Below are 20,000 nucleotides of genomic sequence, written 5' to 3'. Positions count from 1 at the left end.
TCCGGGGTGCTTTTCACCTTTCCCTCACGGTACTGGTTCACTATCGGTCACTAGGGAGTATTTAGCCTTGGGAGATGGTCCTCCCAGCTTCCGACCGGATTTCACGTGTCCGGCCGTACTCAGGATCCACTCAGGAGGGAACGAAGTTTCAACTACAGGGTTTTTACCTTCTATGACGGACCTTTCCAGATCGCTTCATCTACCCCGTTCCTTTGTAACTCCATGTTGAGTGTCCTACAACCCCAAGAGGCAAGCCTCTTGGTTTGGGCTATGTCCCGTTTCGCTCGCCGCTACTCAGGGAATCGCGTTTGCTTTCTCTTCCTCCGGGTACTTAGATGTTTCAGTTCCCCGGGTCTGCCTTCAATACCCTATGTATTCAGGTAAAGATACTGCTCCATTACGAGCAGTGGGTTCCCCCATTCGGAAATCTCCGGATCAAAGCTTACTTACAGCTCCCCGAAGCATATCGGTGTTAGTCCCGTCCTTCATCGGCTCCTAGTGCCAAGGCATCCACCGTGCGCCCTTTCTAACTTAACCTAAATGGTTATACTCTTAATTTAATAAGAGAGAAAAACTAAAATGGCGATTCTCGGTTTTACTTTGACTTCTTCTTACGATTATCTAGTTTTCAAGGAACGATGCTGCTGATTTCAATCACATCGTGATTAAACTTCAGAATTGGTGGAGCCTAGCGGGATCGAACCGCTGACCTCCTGCGTGCAAAGCAGGCGCTCTCCCAGCTGAGCTAAGGCCCCGTATAGAGAATGGTGGGCCTAAATGGACTCGAACCATCGACCTCACGCTTATCAGGCGTGCGCTCTAACCAGCTGAGCTATAGGCCCCTATAACGGAAATATATTAGAGAGAATCAATCTCTCAAAACTAAACAAACAAGTAACGGTCAACTTCTTATCAGTCCATAAGGACTGCATTATCCTTAGAAAGGAGGTGATCCAGCCGCACCTTCCGATACGGCTACCTTGTTACGACTTCACCCCAATCATCTGTCCCACCTTAGGCGGCTGGCTCCTTACGGTTACCCCACCGACTTCGGGTGTTACAAACTCTCGTGGTGTGACGGGCGGTGTGTACAAGGCCCGGGAACGTATTCACCGCGGCATGCTGATCCGCGATTACTAGCGATTCCGGCTTCATGCAGGCGAGTTGCAGCCTGCAATCCGAACTGAGAATGGTTTTATGGGATTGGCTAAACCTCGCGGTCTTGCAGCCCTTTGTACCATCCATTGTAGCACGTGTGTAGCCCAGGTCATAAGGGGCATGATGATTTGACGTCATCCCCACCTTCCTCCGGTTTGTCACCGGCAGTCACCTTAGAGTGCCCAACTGAATGCTGGCAACTAAGATCAAGGGTTGCGCTCGTTGCGGGACTTAACCCAACATCTCACGACACGAGCTGACGACAACCATGCACCACCTGTCACTCTGTCCCCCGAAGGGGAAAGTCCTATCTCTAGGAGTGTCAGAGGATGTCAAGACCTGGTAAGGTTCTTCGCGTTGCTTCGAATTAAACCACATGCTCCACCGCTTGTGCGGGCCCCCGTCAATTCCTTTGAGTTTCAGCCTTGCGGCCGTACTCCCCAGGCGGAGTGCTTAATGCGTTAGCTGCAGCACTAAAGGGCGGAAACCCTCTAACACTTAGCACTCATCGTTTACGGCGTGGACTACCAGGGTATCTAATCCTGTTTGCTCCCCACGCTTTCGCGCCTCAGCGTCAGTTACAGACCAGAAAGCCGCCTTCGCCACTGGTGTTCCTCCACATCTCTACGCATTTCACCGCTACACGTGGAATTCCGCTTTCCTCTTCTGTACTCAAGTCCCCCAGTTTCCAATGACCCTCCACGGTTGAGCCGTGGGCTTTCACATCAGACTTAAAGGACCGCCTGCGCGCGCTTTACGCCCAATAATTCCGGACAACGCTTGCCACCTACGTATTACCGCGGCTGCTGGCACGTAGTTAGCCGTGGCTTTCTGGTTAGGTACCGTCAAGGTACCGGCAGTTACTCCGGTACTTGTTCTTCCCTAACAACAGAGCTTTACGACCCGAAGGCCTTCATCGCTCACGCGGCGTTGCTCCGTCAGACTTTCGTCCATTGCGGAAGATTCCCTACTGCTGCCTCCCGTAGGAGTCTGGGCCGTGTCTCAGTCCCAGTGTGGCCGATCACCCTCTCAGGTCGGCTACGCATCGTCGCCTTGGTGAGCCGTTACCTCACCAACTAGCTAATGCGCCGCGGGCCCATCTGTAAGTGTCAGCGTAAACCGACTTTCAGCTTTTCCTCATGAGAGGAAAAGGATTATCCGGTATTAGCTCCGGTTTCCCGAAGTTATCCCAGTCTTACAGGCAGGTTGCCCACGTGTTACTCACCCGTCCGCCGCTAACCAAGAGGTGCAAGCACCTCAAGATTCGCTCGACTTGCATGTATTAGGCACGCCGCCAGCGTTCGTCCTGAGCCAGGATCAAACTCTCCAAGAAAGTTGATTAGCTCAAAAATGTTACGTTGGCTTAGCTTTTAAAAAAGCTAAAAAATTGTTTGTTGACGTTCTTGTTTGTTTAGTTTTCAAAGATCAATTTCACAAATCACTCATAAGCGACTTTATTAATATATCATATTTGATTTATTAAAGTCAATAACTTTTTTCAAGATGTTTTGTGGTAGTTTGTGACGACTTTTCATATATTACAGTACATTAATAGATTGGTCAATAGTTTTATTTGAAAAAAATAAAAAACCGCTATAAAGCGGTTTTACTAGTTAAATAATATATTTCTGAATGGCCGCTAACGCCACTAGTCCTGGGATTCCAAGAAAACCAGAAACAGCCGATGTTGCAAAATTAATTGGTACATGTATGCCAAAACTATTACCTGCTGTGTTTAAAAAGAATAATAAAAGTGCTCCGATCAATAACTTAACTACAGCTTGACCAATAAACCTCGCTGGCTTAAAGGGAGCTCCAACAAACAAAAGTATAACAATGAGCCCGCCTGATATCGCAATAATTGTAATTGGTTCCAAAAAAACTATCCCCCTTCAAATCCTTTTATAACAACATATGTACAAGTTATAAAAAATAGACCTTCTAATAGAGATAGCTTTATTTTACCTTTTAATACTTACATTTCTTTGTTTTGCTTCTCTTAATAAAAAGATGTACTTTACTTGAGCAATTTTTGTCTGACAAATCGCTTCCTCTGAAGGATCAAAACTTTTATCAAGTAATTGTTTTTGTTTCTGCCAATGTTCTTTATACTCTTGTAACTGAGTTAAAAGTTTCTGATCAAACTCTTTCCGCAGCCGCCCTTTACGTTGAAAAAACATCGTTATTCCCCCGGTACTCTGCTTTTTGATTAAAGTTCTCTTCTACCTTCTAAAGCCTTGGATAAAGTAACTTCATCTGCATATTCAAGGTCTCCTCCAACCGGAAGTCCATGAGCAATTCGCGTAATCTTAATCCCCGATGGTTTGAGCAAACGGGATATATACATCGCCGTTGCCTCTCCTTCGATATTCGGATTGGTCGCAAGAATCACTTCCTGAACGGTCTCATCGTGCAGGCGTTTTAATAAATCTGGAATATTAATATCCTCAGGACCGATTCCATCCATAGGAGATATCGCACCATGCAGCACATGGTACATGCCATTGAATTCCTTCATTTTCTCCATTGCAATAACGTCCTTTGGATCTTGAACCACACAAATCGTACTTTTATCACGTCGTTGGTCTTCGCATATATAACATGGATCTTGATCTGTGATATGACCACAGACAGAGCAATAGGTTAAATTCCGTTTGGCATTTACAAGTGCCTTTGCAAAATCCAGCACAGTATCTTCTTTCATGCTTAATACATAAAAGGCCAAACGAGCAGCCGTTTTTGGTCCAATGCCAGGCAGCTTCATAAAACTGTCAATTAACTTTGAAATCGGTTCCGGATAGTGCATTATCTATTATTCCTCTCCTAGAAAAGCATATGCGCCTATATAAAGGCGCATATGCTCGATCGTCATTATTTAAAAAGGCAGATTCATTCCTTTTGTAAATTGGCCCATTGTATTGTTAGTGAGCTCTTCTACTTTTTTCAGTGCATCATTTGTTGCGGCTAAAACTAGATCTTGAAGCATTTCGATGTCGTCAGGATCGACAGCCTCGGGTTTAATTTGAACATCTACTACTTCTTTATGTCCTGTTACAATAACAGTTACCATACCGCCGCCAGCTGTTCCTTCAATCTTTTTCTGACCAAGCTCCTCTTGCGCCTCAGCCATTTTCTTTTGCATTTTTTGCATTTGTTTCATCATATTTTGCATATTTCCCATTCCACCACGCATAACCTTTCAACCTCCAATTAATTAATCAATAATTTCTACGAATTCAGCACCAAACAAGTTTTTTGCCTCTGCTATATGGGGCTCTTCTTCCTGTTTGGATCCAGGAATTTCTCCCTCAACATGCTGCTGTGTGCTTAAAAAGTTTTCTCGTATAGAAAGCCATTGTTCCTCAGGCACTCCGAGCACGAGATATCTATTTCCTGTTAATTCATGTAAAACAAGTGTAATCGTTTCGACAAAACGGTTATTATCCATTGCCATTTGGCAGTGAATTTCATGTTTGAATTTTAAAATAAAAGCATCAGCTGAAGCTGCAGCCGGCTCCGCTTCATTCAATAAGGCAGCATGAGATTTCATTAACCTTCCTCTCATTTCGCCCCATTTGCTTTTAATTTGATTTATATCATTTTTTGTAGCATTCTTTAATACTTCATTTATTCTTCCAACTGCAGGCTGGAACCCTTTTCTTGAACTTCTTTGCGAAGGTTTTTGTGCTGTCTGTGGTGCTGCTTCTTGCACAACAACGGAACCATTTGTTTTTATGTGTTGCAGTTCATGCTCAAGCTGTTCAATCTTTTTAAGCAGCTTAGAAATCTGTCCATCTGGCATTTGATCCATCTGTTTAGTTTCTGTTTGACAGAGCTTAACAATCGCAACTTCCAGAAAAATCCGCGGATGGTTGGTCCATCGCATATCTTGCTGCGTCTTATTTAATAATTCAATGAGCTGATAAATTTGATCGTAAGAAACAACCTCGGCAATTTGCCGGAACTCATCATCCAGCAAAACTCTGTCTAGAGATTCTTCAAGATTTGGTGCCGTTTTGTATAGCAGCATATCTCGATAATATAATATAAAGTCCTCTATAAATCTTGACGGGTCTTTCCCATGAAATAACAATTCCTCTAATGCTTCTAATCCACTGGCTACATCCTTTTCAAAAACAGCTTTTGCAAGCTTGTTTAAGAATCCCTGAGAAACAGAACCTGTAACTGTTAATGCGTCTTCTACCGTTACTACTTCCTGACTAAAAGAGATAGCTTGGTCTAAAAGACTCAAAGCATCACGCATACCGCCTTCGGCTGCTCTAGCAATCATTTTTAAGGCATCTTCTTCACACTTAACACCTGTTTCCTCAACGATTAATTTCATTCTATTTACGATTGATTGTGCTGTAATCCGCCTAAAATCGAATCGTTGACATCTAGAGATAATCGTTAAGGGTATTTTATGCGGCTCGGTCGTAGCTAAAATGAAGATGACATGCTTTGGCGGCTCCTCCAAAGTTTTTAACAATGCATTAAACGCACTAATAGACAGCATGTGTACTTCATCAATAATATAGACCTTGTAGTTTACAGCAGTCGGAGCGAACTTTACTTTATCGAGAACATCCCGCATTTCTTCCACTCTTGAGTTTGATGCTGCGTCAAATTCGAGCACATCTGATATTGTACCATTGGTAATTCCCTTGCATGCAGCACACTCATTGCATGGTTCTGAAATGGGTGCCCGTTCACAATTTACCGCTTTTGCCAGTATTTTTGCGGCACTGGTTTTACCAGTTCCACGCGGCCCGTTAAATAAATAGGCATGAGAAATTTTTTGTTGAAGTAGGGCATTTTGCAATGTTTTCGTAACATGTTCTTGTCCTACTACATCAATAAATTGCTGAGGACGCCAAACACGATATAAAGCCTGATAAGCCAAAACATCGCCCCCTTCAAAAAATTCTATCTTAATCATTATAACTTATCTTTTTTCTATTTATCAAAGAGAATACAAAAAAACTCACCTCGTATTCGAAATGAGTTGTTTTTACATTATAAACTGCCGTGCACCTTCCGTCGACTCCGCACCCATAGGCGCTGCTTAAGCAGTTAGCTCGGCCCAGGCCACCCTGCGGCACATGGGAGCTTCCACTTAATGCTGCTTCCTTCCGGACCTGACATGGTTCATGGATTCCCATTGCGCAGGACCCGGGCGTCAACACCACTTACTTAAGGCGGACCCTACAGGATACCAGCCTCGGGAAGGGATTCAGCCTCGCTAGAGCGGATTGCGAGTACAGGGCACCGCTACCTCCCCGCCTAGCACGGCAAAGTTGATAACATTTTAAGGCGTCTTTATCTGACGCTTTTTTAGTATACTAACTTTCAAGAAAAAAATCAATCTTTATCAATTGTAAATTACTGTAAGGTGTGTTTTTTTGCCATTTTTCTTTTTTTTCGAAGCTGACGAAAGAAGTCTGATAATAACTGACCACACTCTTCCTCCAGCACACCACTGGTTACTTCACTTTGATGATTAAATCGTTCATCCTGAAGCAGGTTCATGAATGTTCCCGCACAGCCTCCCTTTGGATCTGCAGCACCATAGACTACCCTCTTGATCCTTGATAATATAATTGCACCCGAGCACATCGCACAGGGCTCTAGTGTGACATAAAGGATCGCATTTTCGAGCCGCCATGAGCCTGCTAGCTGACATGCTTGTTCAATAGCCAAAACTTCTGCATGGGCAACCGCACTTTGTTTGCTTTCACGTAAATTATGTGCTCGGGAAATAATTTTTCCATCTATTACGATAATGGCTCCGATTGGTACCTCGGATAACGCTTCTGCCTTTCTCGCTTCTTTTATAGCTTCTCTCATATAGTAGTCATCAGAATAATCATCTATAATCATGAGGTTTACCGCCTTATATAATCATTTGTGTTTATCCTATTGATATTTTTTCCCATTATATCATGAAATGAAAATCTCACTCATAGAATAGATGTAGCGTTCTTGCTTAGGAGGGGAAGAATATGCAAATTCATGTTGTGAGAGCAAATGAATCATTAACAACCATTGCGAGGGCATATAATACAACAGTGAATAATATCGTTGATGCTAATGACATCCCTAATCCAAATAATCTCGTCGTTGGTCAGGCAATGGTGATTCCGATTGTCGGCAGTTTTTATTATGTACAGCCAGGAGACAGCCTATGGTCGATCGGGCAAAAGACAGGTGTTCCTTATCAACAAATTGCCTCAGTTAATCGTATTTCTTTAAACCAGCAGCTCTATGTAGGCTTTCGCCTATATATCCCTCAAGCACCAAAAAGAAGAGCAGAGTTTAATGCCTATGTTGAGCCCCGCGGTACTTCTGTGGCTCCTATATTAGAAACGAGTGCACGTGAGGCAGCGCCCTATTTAACTTACTTAGCACCATTTAGCTTTCATGCACTTCGTGATGGTTCCCTTAAAGAACCTTTACTAAATAATTTCCCAGCAATAGCAAGAGCTAACCGAAATACATTAATGATGGTAGTAGATAATCAAGAAAATGACCAATTTAGTGATGAGCTGGGACGAATTTTATTAAATGATATTCCTATTCAAGACCGCTTTTTAAACAATATAGTAGCCACTGCAAAAAGATATGGATTTAGGGATATTCATTTTGATTTTGAGTTCTTGCGTCCCGCCGATCGTGAAGCTTATAATCGTTTTTTAAGAAAAGCAAAAACCCGGTTTACTAGTGAAGGCTGGTTGATGAGTACAGCTCTGGCACCGAAAACAAGTGCAACACAAAAAGGAAAATGGTATGAAGCACATGATTACAGAGCACATGGTCAAATAGCGGATTTTGTCGTAATCATGACCTATGAATGGGGCTACAGCGGCGGTCCCGCCATGGCAGTTTCACCTATCGATCAGGTTCGCAGGGTGTTAGAGTATGCACTGACAGAAATGCCTCCAAATAAAATATTAATGGGTCAGAATTTATATGGATATGACTGGACGCTTCCTTTTGTCCAAGGAAGTGTTGCAAGAGCTGTCAGTCCACAGCAAGCGATTGAACTTGCGGCTGCAAACAACGTGCCTATTCAGTATGATACAAAGGCACAGGCACCTTTCTTCCGATACACCGCAGCAGATGGAAAACAGCATGAAGTTTGGTTCGAGGATGCGCGCTCCATTCAGGCCAAATTCAATTTAATAAAAGAATTAGGTATTAGAGGGATGAGTTATTGGAAGCTTGGCTTGGCATTTCCGCAAAATTGGCTTTTGATTGTTGAGAATTTCAATGTGGTAAAAAGAGGTTAATTTACATCAAAAACTGCCGTATTTCGGCAGTTTTTTCATATATTCGACACTAAAACTTCTTCTTCTACAATTTCCATATCCCTTCCTGTGTTAGATTGTGATAATATATTATTTGTGCCATTTAGAGCGTTAGAGAAAAGTTTCCGGTCTAGTACTGGTTAAACATAGAACTTGCAGGCAGTTGGAGAAGGAGGACATGCAATGGGGTATACTCCCTTTATTACCGTTGAAGGGCCGATTGGTGTGGGTAAGACATCTCTCGCAAAAGCCATTTCAGATCAATTTAATTTTGCCTTATTAAAAGAGATAGTCGATGAGAATCCATTTTTAGGGAAGTTTTATGACAATATTGAAGAGTGGAGTTTCCAAACAGAAATGTTTTTTCTTTGCAACCGCTATAAGCAATTAGGGGATATTAATACTCACTACTTAAGTAAGAGTCAGGCTGTTGTAGCAGATTATCATATAATAAAGAACTTAATTTTTGCTCAGAGGACTTTAAACCCCGATGAATATCAAAAATACTATAAAATATATCAGCTCCTAACGGAAGACATGCCAAAGCCAAATGTTATTATTTATCTCAATGCTAGTTTAGATACTCTTCTAAAGCGAATTAAAATTAGAGGGCGTGAGGTAGAGAAAAATATCAGTCCTTTATATTTAGAACAGCTATCGCTTGACTATGAACAAACCATAACGCGCTTTGAGCAATCACATCCAGAAATTCCTGTTCTTCGCTTTAATGGTGATGAATTAGACTTTGTTAAAAATGAAGATGACTTAAATTTTATATTTGAAAAACTTATAGGCTCATTAAAGAAAAGCAGCACGACAAACATACGATAAGAATTGGGGGATGTAAGTGAGTATCGTTATTGGTGGTATGATAGGCCTTGGTAAAACGAGTGTAGCTGATACATTAAATGCACATTTTCGAAAAAGTGGTATTGATAGTAAGGTTTTTTATGAGACGGTTGATAATAATCCAATTCTTCCGCTCTATTATGAATTAACTCCTGAAGAATTAGATGCAAGACGGATTCCATTCCTCTTACAATTGTTTTTTTTAAATAAACGCTTTAAAACTGTAAAGGATTGTGTAAGCTGGAAAAACCCTATTTACACGATTCAGGACCGATCTATCTACGAAGATTGGTACTTTGCCTATGTAAACAAAAATCTCGGCAGAATTTCTGACCTTGAATTTAGAATATATGAAGACCTTGTTGAAAACATGATGGAAGAGTTAAAAGAACTGCCAAAAAAGGCCCCTGACTTAATGGTTTATTTAAAGGGATCCTTTGAAACGGTAATTGACCGAATTATGGCACGCGGCAGAAGCTTTGAAATTAATCCTGAACTGAAGGAATACTATTTTGAAGTCTGGAAGGGTTATGATGAGTGGGTTATTAATAACTATAACGCGAGTGATGTCTTGATTATTGACATGGATAAAACAGATGTCGTTAAGCGCCCAGAGGACGCATTACGAGTTTGTCGTGAAGTAGATGACCGCCTAAAAGAAATCTTAAATATGACAGAAGCCCATATTGGTTGATTCCAATACGGGCTTTTTTTGTATCAAAAAACATAAAAAATCCGCCCAATTGCTTGGACGGATTTTATCTCCAGTTTTATGCGCGATTATTATAAAATAGATGGCGGAGGAAGAGGGATTCGAACCCCCGCGCGGTTTAACCCGCCTGTCGGTTTTCAAGACCGATCCCTTCAGCCGGACTTGGGTATTCCTCCGTATCGACAAGAGATAGAATATCACATACCCACTATCTCTGTCAACACAAGATTAACATTTTTTATTCTGGTGCGATAACCTCTTTATTTCCCATATATGGACGAAGTACCTTAGGAATGACTACACTGCCATCAGCCTGCTGATAATTTTCCAAAATAGCAGCAACCGTTCTTCCAATGGCTAAACCAGAGCCATTCAATGTATGAACATGCTCAGGTTTTGCTTTAGGATCACGACGAAAACGGATATTAGCACGGCGGGCTTGGAATGCCTCAAAGTTACTGCAAGAAGAAATCTCTCGGTAAGTTCCATAGCTTGGTATCCATACTTCAATATCATACTTTTTGGCTGCCGTAAAACCAAGGTCACCCGTACACATGCTCAACACCCTATAAGGTAATTCTAATAATTGAAGTACGCGCTCTGCATCATTTGTTAATTTTTCAAGCTCCTCATAAGAGTCCTCAGGCTTAACAAACTTTACAAGCTCTACCTTATTAAATTGGTGCTGACGAATTAATCCGCGTGTATCCCGACCGGCAGAACCAGCCTCTGAACGGAAGCAGGCACTGTAAGCTGCAAAGCGGATTGGAAGCTCATCTCCACTTAGTATCTCATCACGGTGAAGATTGGTGACTGGCACCTCTGCTGTTGGAATTAAGAAATAATCCTCGCTCTCAATTAAAAAGGCATCTTCTTCAAATTTTGGCAGTTGACCTGTACCGGTCATGCTCGCGCGGTTGACCATATATGGCGGTAATATTTCTTTGTAGCCATGCTCATCAACGTGCAGGTCAAGCATAAAGTTCATCAAGGCACGCTCCAGGCGGGCTCCAAGGCCTTTATAAAATACGAAACGACTGCCTGTAACTTTGCCCGCACGTTCAAAGTCAAGGATACCTAAATGGTCTGCTACATCCCAATGCGGTTTTGCCTCAAATTCAAAATCACGAATGTGACCCCATTTTCTAATCTCTACGTTTTCATCCTCTGACTCGCCAATTGGAACACTTTCATGGGGAATATTAGGTATGCTCATTAGCAGTAAATCCAGTGTTTCCTCTACACTGCGGAGCTCCTCATCCAATACTTTAATTCTATCGCCGACCTCACGCATTTCCACAATAAGATGGTCAGCATTTGCCTTTTCACGCTTTAAGGCAGCTACCTGCTGAGAAACCTCGTTACGTTTGCTCTTTAATTGTTCTGCTTCAACGATTAAATCACGTCTGCGCTGATCTAAGTCCTCAAATTTACCGAGGTCTGTTAAATCTTCACCACGGTGCAGTAGTTTTTCCTTAACTTCAGCAAAATTAGCTCGTAATAATTTAATATCTAACATCTTTGCCACTCCTAACTGTTAAAATAATACAAAAAACTCCCGTCCCCAAAAACAGGGACGAGAGTTACCCGCGTTACCACCCTGGTTGACAGATTTAGTCTGTCCACCTTGAAAAAATTAACGGTTTTTACCGAAAGTACTTACTGACCCTCATGGGGTGTTCCACACCTTGCTCGAGGAGGGATTCGCAAGCTTCAAACACCGGTTCACACCATCCACCGGCTCTCTTTAGATTGAACTTCCTGCTACTAGTTCCTCTCATTGCTTTAACATATTTATTTATTGAAAATAATTTACTATAATTATCCACCAATTGCAATCAAATTATACAAATTGTTTTGCTTTTGCTTCCTTTACCATCTCAATAAAGTACGCTGTAAGGTCATGCTTATCTGTTAATTCAGGATGGAACGAACATCCAAGGAATTGTCCTTCGCGGGCAGCTACAATGCGGTCGTTATGCTTTGAAAGTATCTCTACCTCTGCTCCAGCTTCAACAATGTGCGGTGCACGGATAAAAACTGCAGGGAAGTTGTCGGCTACATCCTTGATCGCGAGGTCTGCCTCGAAGCTATCAACCTGACGGCCAAAGGAATTGCGTTCAACCGTAATGTCCATCACACCGATATGCGGCTCATGACCAACAAGGTTTTTGGCTAGTAGAATCAGGCCTGCACATGTACCGAACATAGGTTTTCCTTCAGCTGCAAATTCTTTTAATGCATCCATAAAATCATACTTATCTATTAGGCGCCGCATCGCAGTGCTTTCTCCACCAGGAAGAATGAGGCCATCCACTTCTTTTAACTGCTCTTCCTTCTTAATAGCAATTCCTTCTGCACCGCATTCCTCTACTGAACGAATATGTTCTCGAACGGCACCTTGTAAGGCAAGTACTCCTACTTTAACCATTACCAGCCACGTTCCTGCATACGATTTTCATGAGACAATGATGAAATTTCAATTCCCTTCATTGGTGCCCCTAGTTCTTTAGAAAGCTCTGCGATTAATTTATAGTCTTGGTAATGAGTAGTAGCCTCTACAATTGCTCTAGCAAACTTAGCTGGGTTCTCTGACTTAAAAATACCAGATCCTACGAATACACCATCTGCACCTAACTGCATCATCAAAGCAGCATCAGCAGGTGTTGCAACACCGCCAGCTGCAAAGTTAACAACTGGAAGGCGGCCAAGACGCTTAATTTCAAGCAGCAATTCAAATGGCGCCCCTAATAGTTTTGCTTCTGTCATTAGCTCATCTTCATTCATTCCTACTACTTTACGAACTTGTCCATTTACTTTGCGCATGTGGCGTACTGCTTCAACAATGTTTCCAGTTCCAGGTTCGCCTTTTGTACGAAGCATTGATGCACCTTCGCCAATTCTGCGCGCTGCCTCACCAAGATCGCGGCATCCGCAAACAAACGGAACAGTAAAATCACTTTTATATAAATGGTACTCTTCATCCGCTGGTGTCAAAACTTCACTTTCATCGATATAGTCAACACCCATTGCTTCTAACACACGTGCTTCAACAATGTGGCCGATTCTTGCCTTTGCCATTACAGGGATTGATACAGCATTCAACACTTCTTCAACAATTCTAGGGTCAGCCATACGAGCTACACCGCCAGCTGCACGAATATCAGATGGTACACGCTCTAGAGCCATTACTGCAACTGCACCAGCTTCTTCAGCAATTCTTGCCTGCTCTGCATTAACAACGTCCATAATGACGCCGCCTTTTTGCATTTCAGCCATTCCACGTTTAACTCGGTCCGTACCTGTTTTCATTGTAAAATCCCCCTTGTTAGTTCCATTTTTATAAATATTACAAAAAATTAACGTATAAATTTAGGAAATATTGTTAATTCATTCGGAATTAGATTCTTTCCATAAAATCATTAAAGCAACAAAAAAGGATTCCTGTCAAGACAAGAATCCTTTTTTGAAATATTTCCTAATTATTAAAACCAGCCCTTAACGGTTGAAGAAATTCCTCCCCAAAGATCTCCAAAGAATCCTCCGATTCCTCTCATCATTAAGACAAACCAATTTGCCTTTTCAACATCTTCAGCTGCAATGACGTCAACCTTTATCTGGCTTCCTTTTGTTAAAAAACCTAAATTTCCTGCCTCTTTAGGCTGAATGGTTAACGTACCGACCTTTTCGCCTTTTTTAATAGGCGCAGTAAGTTCACCTTGTTTATTAACCTTCTTTTTATCAAGTGTTAAGCTTGTCTTGAAATTATCCTTTTCTCCGTTCTTTACAACCATGTTAACTGCATCTTTTGTATAAATTTTTACTTGATTTTCTTTACCTTTGATTACAGGTAACGTTTTATTTCCCTTAACTTGATAATGCTTTGGAATAATTTCTTCTTTTTTGAAATTATTAAAGGCAAAATCAAGAATCTTTCTAGTTTCTCTGAAACGTTCAGATTGAGAACTTGTATTCATAACAACAGATATATATCTTTGACCATCTCTGGATGCTGTACCTGTAAAATTGTACCCTGCAAAAGGAGTAGAACCAGTTTTCAAACCATCTAAACCGTCATAAACAAATTGTTGATAATTAGGATACCTATCTGCGATTTCTTCATATCCTTCTAGCATCCAGTTCCAGTTATCCATTACAAATTCATCTTCCGTGCCTTTTGCAAAGGTTTTTTCCGGTATACTAGATGTCTCCAATACCTCTGGGAAGTCATGTAATAAGCGAGATGCAAGGATTGCAACATCTTTTGCAGACATTATATTTTCCTCATCAGGGTCACCCACAACTTCTGGAAAGTGCTTTAACATATCACGATTATTTAAACCGGTAGAGTTTACAAACTTATATTTCTCCAGACCAAGTTCTGCTGCTTTGTTATTCATCATTTCAACAAATTTAGCCTCAGATCCCCCAACAACTTCAGCAATGGCAATGGTAGCTGCATTAGCTGATTCAATAGCCATTGCCGCATACAGGTCTTCTACCTTATATTTGGCATCAACACGTAAATATACATTACTTAGATCTTCGTCATGAGACATTTTAGAAAGGTCAGGAGAAACTACATACTCTTGGTTCCACTTTACTTTCCCTTCTTTTACTGCTTCTAAAAGTAAGTATTCTGTCATCATTTTGGTCATACTTGCAATTCCCAGAGCAGTTTCAGAATTCTTTTCGTACAGAATCATACCCGTATCTGCATCAACCAATATAGCTCCAGATGCATTAACATCTAATGCTGTTTCTGCCTCTGCTTTATTTATGCCTGCAAAAAGGCTAAAAAACATGATCATTGCCAAGGAAGCGGCAGCAAGCTTCCGATAAAAAAGTTTATTCACGATAATACCCTCCAACAGTTTTATACACTTTGGTTATTTTAACATAACTGGGGGTCAAATCATAGACAGAGGATAGGACTATCTTTTATTAGAAAAGCGGAATCGCCCTCGGACCAAGCTAAAGTACAGCTTGGTCCTGCGAAGATTATTCGAAGGAGCTTTCCTTAGTGGTCAGCGGCGTATGGCCTGGATCGCTCCAACTGAGATAAAGGAAACACGAAGAGCCGGAGGCGCATTCGTGCTTGACTTATCGTAGGGCGCAGCGTGAAGGACACTAGCCGCTAGGGCGATGGAGCTAGACAGTTATCTAAGTATAAAGACATATTCTCATCTTCAAAAAAAAAAAGACAGAGAAGCCGGAAAGCTTCTCTGTTTTTTTATTAAGATAATGAGTAATTTGGTGCCTCTTTTGTAATTTGAACATCATGAGGATGGCTTTCTCTTAATCCTGCACCAGTCATCTTAACAAATTGTGCATTGTTTCTTAACTCTTCTAGGTCTTTCGTTCCACAATAGCCCATCCCTGAACGTAGACCGCCGATTAATTGATAAATGGTTTCTGCTAAAGGTCCCTTATAAGGCAGACGTCCTTCAATCCCCTCAGGGACAAACTTCTTATTATCTTCTTGGAAATAACGATCCTTAGAGCCCTTTTCCATAGCCGCTACGGATCCCATACCACGATAAACTTTAAAACGGCGTCCTTGGAAAATTTCAGTTTCCCCTGGACTTTCTGTTACACCCGCAAGCATGCTTCCCAGCATAACGGCGTGACCGCCTGCAGCAAGCGCCTTAACGATATCACCCGAATATTTAATCCCGCCATCCGCAATTATGGTTCTGCCATGCTTCCTGGCCTCTGTAGCACAATCATATACAGCCGTTATCTGTGGCACCCCTACACCGGCTACTACACGGGTAGTACAAATCGAACCTGGCCCAATTCCAACTTTGACTACATCGGCACCAGCTTCAATTAAATCCTTTGTGGCTTCAGCTGTAGCCACATTCCCGGCAATAATCGTTAAATCAGGATATTGACCTCTTATTTCCTTTACTGTGTCTAGTACACCCTTTGAATGACCATGAGCGGTATCTACCACAATAACATCGACATTTGCTTTTACAAGCTTTTCAACACGCAGCATAGTATCCTTTGTTACTCCCACTGCAGCACCAGCTAATAAGCGGCCTTGGCCATCCTTTGCTGAATTAGGAAATTCAATAACCTTCTCAATATCCTTTATAGTGATTAACCCTTTTAAAACTCCTTGTTCATCCACTAGCGGGAGTTTTTCTATTTTGTATTTTTGAAGAATTTTTTCAGCCTCTTTTAATGTGGTTCCAACTGGAGCAGTCACAAGATTTTCCTTTGTCATGACATCAGAGATTTTAAAAGAGTAATCTTGAATAAAACGTAAGTCACGATTGGTGATAATCCCTACAAGTTTTTGCTCATCAAGATTATTTACAATCGGTACACCTGAAATTCGATACTTGCCCATTAGATGTTCTGCATCATATACCTGATGTTCTGGAGTGAGGTAAAATGGATCTGTAATAACCCCGCTCTCTGATCTCTTAACTTTCTCTACCTGTTCAGCCTGTTGTTCAATTGTCATATTTTTATGGATAATACCTAAACCACCCTGGCGTGCCATCGAAATCGCCATTTCAGCTTCCGTTACTGTATCCATCCCTGCACTAATAATTGGAATGTTTAACTTTACCTTAGGTGATAATTCTACTTGAAGACTTACATCACGCGGCAGTACTTCTGATTTACCAGGAACTAATAAGACATCATCAAACGTTAAACCTTCTTTTGAAAATTTACTCTCCCACATTTTTATGGCCTCCAGGAAAAAATTTTTTAATTGTAGGTTATCAATTGGACAAAATACTGTCAAGGAACTTGATTTAGTTTAATTTTTCTGAAAAAGGTGGTTGCCATTGACTTTTGACTATAAGGACTGGAAAAGCTATGCATGTTTTTTTTCTGCAGAGTATTGCCAGCTATACTTAAAAAACCATTATAAAAAATGGAATATTGAAAACCCTGAACAAAAAAGTTATGAAAATTGTTATGCATTTTTATATTATCTCGAGCATGGTCAAATTTATTATCAGCAAGCAGAAAACTCGCCGCTAATCCTAAAACCAATTCTGCTTTTTTATGGCCTTGTACATTTAATTAAAGCATGTATCTTAACGATTGATCCAGCTTATCCCGAAACCACTTCTGTTTTGGCTCATGGTGTTTCAACAAGAAAAAGAAAAAAGCAAAACTATCAATTTTTCCATGATGAAGTAAAATTTCAAAAGAATGGTCTTTTCCCTTTTATGTCAGAAAAAATGTTTCACATGAAACAATTGGAAGGCGATAAAATCACGATGGAGGAACTGCTGGAACTCATCCCTGAACTGGATGATTTGTTTATGATACATGAGGCAAAAAGCACTTTTACACCTATATTTACTCATCATGGACAAATGGAAATACCGGAAAAAATATTGGACCATTATCATATGACAGAGGAGAGACTGAAGGAGTTTCTGACGATTAAGTCTGGAAATCAGATTGAATTTTTAAATAAAGGACTCATATTTCAATTTGATAAAAAGGTGTTTACTGGAATATCACCATTAAAATTCAATTTAGAGAGCCGCAACTTTGTACTTCCTCTTAAGAAAGAAAATCTCTTTCTGTTTCCTGAGCTAATGGTTCACTATCTCTTACTATATAATCTTAGTATGATTGCGAGATATGAAACAGAGTGGTGGAGTGAAATAACAAAAATGATGCCAAATCGTGATTATCCATTTATTAAAACCTTTTTAGATATCACGTTGAAGAAGGGGCCGTTTTTGATTTATGAGTACTTAATGGGATAGTTTTTTAAGCAAATTAACTAAAGGGATGGGTTACATCTATTCGTTACTGTTTTAACGAAAAATGTCGCCGTGCGGGCATGAATAGCTGCTATTCGTTTCCATTTTCTCTAAAAGTGTCGTCGTGCGGGCACGATTAGCTCTTATTCGTTCCCCTTTGCTTTAGAAGTTGCGCCGCATGGGCACGAATCTCCCAATATTATTATTCTCACCCTACTTGTCCTTTCAGACAATATAAAAAAGCACAACCCAAATCAGGTTGTGCTTCATTTGCCTGGCAACGTCCTACTCTCACAGGGACAAAGTCCCAACTACCATCGGCGCTGAGAAGCTTAACTTCCGTGTTCGGTATGGGAACGGGTGTGACCTTCTCGCCATTATTACCAGACTGTTTTTGAGGTTTCATTCCCTCAAAACTAGATAATTCAGAAGAAGTTTGTAAAAACGAGTTCACCTTAAATTGGTTAAGTCCTCGAACGATTAGTATCAGTCAGCTCCACACGTTACCGCGCTTCCACCTCTGACCTATCAACCTGATCATCTTTCAGGGTTCTTACTAGCTTGACGCTATGGGAAATCTCATCTTGAGGGGGGCTTCATGCTTAGATGCTTTCAGCACTTATCCCGTCCGCACATAGCTACCCAGCGATGCCTTTGGCAAGACAACTGGTACACCAGCGGTGCGTCCATCCCGGTCCTCTCGTACTAAGGACAGCTCCTCTCAAATTTCCTGCGCCCACGACGGATAGGGACCGAACTGTCTCACGACGTTCTGAACCCAGCTCGCGTACCGCTTTAATGGGCGAACAGCCCAACCCTTGGGACCGACTACAGCCCCAGGATGCGATGAGCCGACATCGAGGTGCCAAACCTCCCCGTCGATGTGGACTCTTGGGGGAGATAAGCCTGTTATCCCCGGGGTAGCTTTTATCCGTTGAGCGATGGCCCTTCCATGCGGAACCACCGGATCACTAAGCCCGACTTTCGTCCCTGCTCGACTTGTAGGTCTCGCAGTCAAGCTCCCTTGTGCCTTTACACTCTACGAATGATTTCCAACCATTCTGAGGGAACCTTTGGGCGCCTCCGTTACTCTTTAGGAGGCGACCGCCCCAGTCAAACTGCCCACCTGACACTGTCTCCCACCCCGATCAGGGGTGTGGGTTAGAATTTCAATACAGCCAGGGTAGTATCCCACCGACGCCTCCACCGAAGCTGGCGCTCCGGTTTCTCAGGCTCCTACCTATCCTGTACAAGCTGTACCAAAATTCAATATCAGGCTACAGTAAAGCTCCACGGGGTCTTTCCGTCCTGTCGCGGGTAACCTGCATCTTCACAGGTACTATAATTTCACCGAGTCTCTCGTTGAGACAGTGCCCAGATCGTTACGCCTTTCGTGCGGGTCGGAACTTACCCGACAAGGAATTTCGCTACCTTAGGACCGTTATAGTTACGGCCGCCGTTTACTGGGGCTTCGATTCAGAGCTTCGCTTGCGCTAACCCCTCCTCTTAACCTTCCAGCACCGGGCAGGCGTCAGCCCCTATACTTCGCCTTGCGGCTTCGCAGAGACCTGTGTTTTTGCTAAACAGTCGCCTGGGCCTATTCACTGCGGCTCTTCGAGGCTATTCACCTCAAAAAGCACCCCTTCTCCCGAAGTTACGGGGTCATTTTGCCGAGTTCCTTAACGAGAGTTCTCTCGCTCACCTTAGGATTCTCTCCTCGCCTACCTGTGTCGGTTTGCGGTACGGGCACCTTTTATCTCGCTAGAGGCTTTTCTTGGCAGTGTGGAATCAGGAACTTCGGTACTATATTTCCCTCGGCATCACAGCTCAGCCTTAAGGTGAACGGATTTTCCTATTCACCAGCCTAACTGCTTACACGCACATATCCAGCAGTGCGCTTACCCTATCCTCCTGCGTCCCCCCATCACTCAAACGATAAAGAGGTGGTACAGGAATATCAACCTGTTGTCCATCGCCTACGCCTTTCGGCCTCGGCTTAGGTCCCGACTAACCCTGAGAGGACGAGCCTTCCTCAGGAAACCTTAGGCATACGGTGGATGGGATTCTCACCCATCTTTCGCTACTCATACCGGCATTCTCACTTCTAAGCGCTCCACCAGTCCTTACGGTCTAGCTTCAACGCCCTTAGAACGCTCTCCTACCACTGACACCAACGGTGTCAATCCACAGCTTCGGTGTTACGTTTAGCCCCGGTACATTTTCGGC

Annotated in this window: 15 protein-coding genes, 3 tRNA genes, 4 rRNA genes, 1 other RNA gene and 1 other annotated feature (2 of these 24 cut by a window edge); of the genes, 4 read left to right on the top strand and 19 right to left on the bottom strand. The window is 42.2% G+C overall.

The genetic code is table 11. The features are described from left to right. The 11 genes from QNH29_RS00165 to tadA form a co-directional block, all read right to left on the bottom strand. A 23S ribosomal RNA gene (locus tag QNH29_RS00165) occupies nt 1-537 on the bottom strand (it extends 2,399 nt beyond the left edge of the window). A 142-nt stretch (nt 538-679) separates the two neighbouring features. Next, nucleotides 680-755: transfer RNA gene (locus QNH29_RS00160), tRNA-Ala, on the bottom strand. Nucleotides 756-765: 10 nt separating this feature from the next. After that, nucleotides 766-842, bottom strand: a tRNA-Ile gene (locus QNH29_RS00155). 99 nt (nt 843-941) lie between these two features. Further along, nucleotides 942-2,491 (bottom strand): 16S ribosomal RNA (locus QNH29_RS00150). The 16S and 23S rRNA genes sit together here with 2 tRNA genes alongside, the layout of an rRNA operon. Nucleotides 2,492-2,771: 280 nt before the next feature. After that, complete coding sequence (locus tag QNH29_RS00145; protein WP_283862940.1) at nt 2,772-3,035, bottom strand: pro-sigmaK processing inhibitor BofA family protein; 264 nt, start codon at nt 3,033-3,035, stop codon at nt 2,772-2,774. A gap of 84 nt (nt 3,036-3,119) precedes the next feature. Continuing rightward, nucleotides 3,120-3,338, bottom strand: a complete 219-nt coding sequence (locus tag QNH29_RS00140) for a YaaL family protein (RefSeq protein WP_283862939.1) — start codon at nt 3,336-3,338, stop codon at nt 3,120-3,122. Between the two features lie 29 nt (nt 3,339-3,367). Beyond that, on the bottom strand, nt 3,368-3,964 hold the full coding sequence (gene recR, locus QNH29_RS00135) for a recombination mediator RecR (RefSeq protein WP_283862938.1): 597 nt from the start codon (nt 3,962-3,964) through the stop codon (nt 3,368-3,370). Nucleotides 3,965-4,033: 69 nt separating this feature from the next. After that, nucleotides 4,034-4,351 (bottom strand): YbaB/EbfC family nucleoid-associated protein, encoded by a 318-nt coding sequence (locus tag QNH29_RS00130; RefSeq protein ID WP_179603824.1) that lies wholly within the window; start codon nt 4,349-4,351, stop codon nt 4,034-4,036. Nucleotides 4,352-4,372: 21 nt separating this feature from the next. After that, the gene (gene dnaX / locus QNH29_RS00125; RefSeq protein WP_283862937.1) at nt 4,373-6,061 is read right to left on the bottom strand and encodes a DNA polymerase III subunit gamma/tau; all 1,689 of its coding nucleotides are present in this window, start codon (nt 6,059-6,061) and stop codon (nt 4,373-4,375) included. A gap of 123 nt (nt 6,062-6,184) precedes the next feature. Beyond that, an RNA gene (gene ffs / locus QNH29_RS00120) (signal recognition particle sRNA large type) lies at nt 6,185-6,450 on the bottom strand. 90 nt (nt 6,451-6,540) lie between these two features. Continuing rightward, nucleotides 6,541-7,038: a tRNA adenosine(34) deaminase TadA gene (gene tadA / locus QNH29_RS00115; protein WP_283862936.1), complete on the bottom strand. Its 498-nt coding sequence runs from the start codon at nt 7,036-7,038 to the stop codon at nt 6,541-6,543. A 122-nt stretch (nt 7,039-7,160) separates the two neighbouring features. Here tadA and QNH29_RS00110 point away from each other — a divergent pair, with 122 nt between their 5' ends. From QNH29_RS00110 to QNH29_RS00100, 3 genes are all read left to right on the top strand, one after another. After that, a complete protein-coding gene (locus QNH29_RS00110; protein ID WP_283862935.1) occupies nt 7,161-8,447 on the top strand; it encodes a glycoside hydrolase family 18 protein in 1,287 nt (428 codons plus the stop codon). A 201-nt stretch (nt 8,448-8,648) separates the two neighbouring features. Next, complete coding sequence (locus tag QNH29_RS00105; RefSeq protein ID WP_283865494.1) at nt 8,649-9,296, top strand: deoxynucleoside kinase; 648 nt, start codon at nt 8,649-8,651, stop codon at nt 9,294-9,296. A gap of 16 nt (nt 9,297-9,312) precedes the next feature. After that, nucleotides 9,313-10,008: a deoxynucleoside kinase gene (locus QNH29_RS00100; protein WP_283862934.1), complete on the top strand. Its 696-nt coding sequence runs from the start codon at nt 9,313-9,315 to the stop codon at nt 10,006-10,008. A gap of 101 nt (nt 10,009-10,109) precedes the next feature. Here QNH29_RS00100 and QNH29_RS00095 read toward each other — a convergent pair. From QNH29_RS00095 to guaB, 6 genes are all read right to left on the bottom strand, one after another. Further along, nucleotides 10,110-10,202, bottom strand: a tRNA-Ser gene (locus QNH29_RS00095). Nucleotides 10,203-10,264: 62 nt separating this feature from the next. After that, on the bottom strand, nt 10,265-11,545 hold the full coding sequence (gene serS / locus QNH29_RS00090) for a serine--tRNA ligase (protein ID WP_283862933.1): 1,281 nt from the start codon (nt 11,543-11,545) through the stop codon (nt 10,265-10,267). Between the two features lie 50 nt (nt 11,546-11,595). Next, nucleotides 11,596-11,816, bottom strand: a binding site (T-box leader). A gap of 53 nt (nt 11,817-11,869) precedes the next feature. Then, on the bottom strand, nt 11,870-12,457 hold the full coding sequence (gene pdxT, locus QNH29_RS00085) for a pyridoxal 5'-phosphate synthase glutaminase subunit PdxT (RefSeq protein ID WP_283862932.1): 588 nt from the start codon (nt 12,455-12,457) through the stop codon (nt 11,870-11,872). Then, entirely contained in the window at nt 12,457-13,338 is an 882-nt protein-coding gene (gene pdxS, locus QNH29_RS00080; protein WP_283862931.1) for a pyridoxal 5'-phosphate synthase lyase subunit PdxS, read from the bottom strand. Before pdxS ends, pdxT begins: the two co-directional genes overlap by 1 nt. 173 nt (nt 13,339-13,511) lie before the next feature. After that, a complete protein-coding gene (locus QNH29_RS00075; protein WP_481858803.1) occupies nt 13,512-14,837 on the bottom strand; it encodes a D-alanyl-D-alanine carboxypeptidase family protein in 1,326 nt (441 codons plus the stop codon). Nucleotides 14,838-15,262: 425 nt separating this feature from the next. Next, nucleotides 15,263-16,729, bottom strand: coding sequence for an IMP dehydrogenase (guaB, locus tag QNH29_RS00070; RefSeq protein WP_283862929.1), 1,467 nt, complete (start codon nt 16,727-16,729; stop codon nt 15,263-15,265). A 106-nt stretch (nt 16,730-16,835) separates the two neighbouring features. On the opposite strand from guaB, the gene QNH29_RS00065 reads away from it, so the two are divergent. Beyond that, nucleotides 16,836-17,777 (top strand): YaaC family protein, encoded by a 942-nt coding sequence (locus QNH29_RS00065; RefSeq protein ID WP_283862928.1) that lies wholly within the window; start codon nt 16,836-16,838, stop codon nt 17,775-17,777. A gap of 269 nt (nt 17,778-18,046) precedes the next feature. On the opposite strand, the gene rrf is transcribed toward QNH29_RS00065, so the two are convergent. Together rrf and QNH29_RS00055 are read right to left on the bottom strand one after the other, a co-directional pair. Further along, nucleotides 18,047-18,162: ribosomal RNA gene (gene rrf / locus QNH29_RS00060) — 5S ribosomal RNA — on the bottom strand. 72 nt (nt 18,163-18,234) lie between these two features. Then, nucleotides 18,235-20,000 (bottom strand): 23S ribosomal RNA (locus QNH29_RS00055) (it continues 1,169 nt past the right edge of the window).

This window comes from Neobacillus sp. DY30 (genome assembly GCF_030123065.1).
In the GTDB taxonomy this organism is placed as follows: domain Bacteria; phylum Bacillota; class Bacilli; order Bacillales; family Cytobacillaceae; genus Neobacillus.
This window is presented reverse-complemented; position numbering and strand designations above follow the sequence as displayed.

What these genes read in the sequence shown, in the direction of transcription:
- QNH29_RS00140 (WP_283862939.1), bottom strand. Translation starts at nt 3,338, where the DNA reads ATGTTTTTTCAACGTAAAGGGCGGCTGCGGAAAGAGTTTGATCAGAAA.
- recR (WP_283862938.1), bottom strand. Translation starts at nt 3,964, where the DNA reads ATGCACTATCCGGAACCGATTTCAAAGTTAATTGACAGTTTTATGAAG.
- QNH29_RS00130 (WP_179603824.1), bottom strand. Translation starts at nt 4,351, where the DNA reads ATGCGTGGTGGAATGGGAAATATGCAAAATATGATGAAACAAATGCAA.
- tadA (WP_283862936.1), bottom strand. Translation starts at nt 7,038, where the DNA reads ATGATTATAGATGATTATTCTGATGACTACTATATGAGAGAAGCTATA.
- QNH29_RS00110 (WP_283862935.1), top strand. Translation starts at nt 7,161, where the DNA reads ATGCAAATTCATGTTGTGAGAGCAAATGAATCATTAACAACCATTGCG.
- QNH29_RS00105 (WP_283865494.1), top strand. Translation starts at nt 8,649, where the DNA reads ATGGGGTATACTCCCTTTATTACCGTTGAAGGGCCGATTGGTGTGGGT.
- serS (WP_283862933.1), bottom strand. Translation starts at nt 11,545, where the DNA reads ATGTTAGATATTAAATTATTACGAGCTAATTTTGCTGAAGTTAAGGAA.
- pdxT (WP_283862932.1), bottom strand. Translation starts at nt 12,457, where the DNA reads ATGGTTAAAGTAGGAGTACTTGCCTTACAAGGTGCCGTTCGAGAACAT.
- pdxS (WP_283862931.1), bottom strand. Translation starts at nt 13,338, where the DNA reads ATGAAAACAGGTACGGACCGAGTTAAACGTGGAATGGCTGAAATGCAA.
- QNH29_RS00075 (WP_481858803.1), bottom strand. Translation starts at nt 14,837, where the DNA reads ATGATCATGTTTTTTAGCCTTTTTGCAGGCATAAATAAAGCAGAGGCA.
- guaB (WP_283862929.1), bottom strand. Translation starts at nt 16,729, where the DNA reads ATGTGGGAGAGTAAATTTTCAAAAGAAGGTTTAACGTTTGATGATGTC.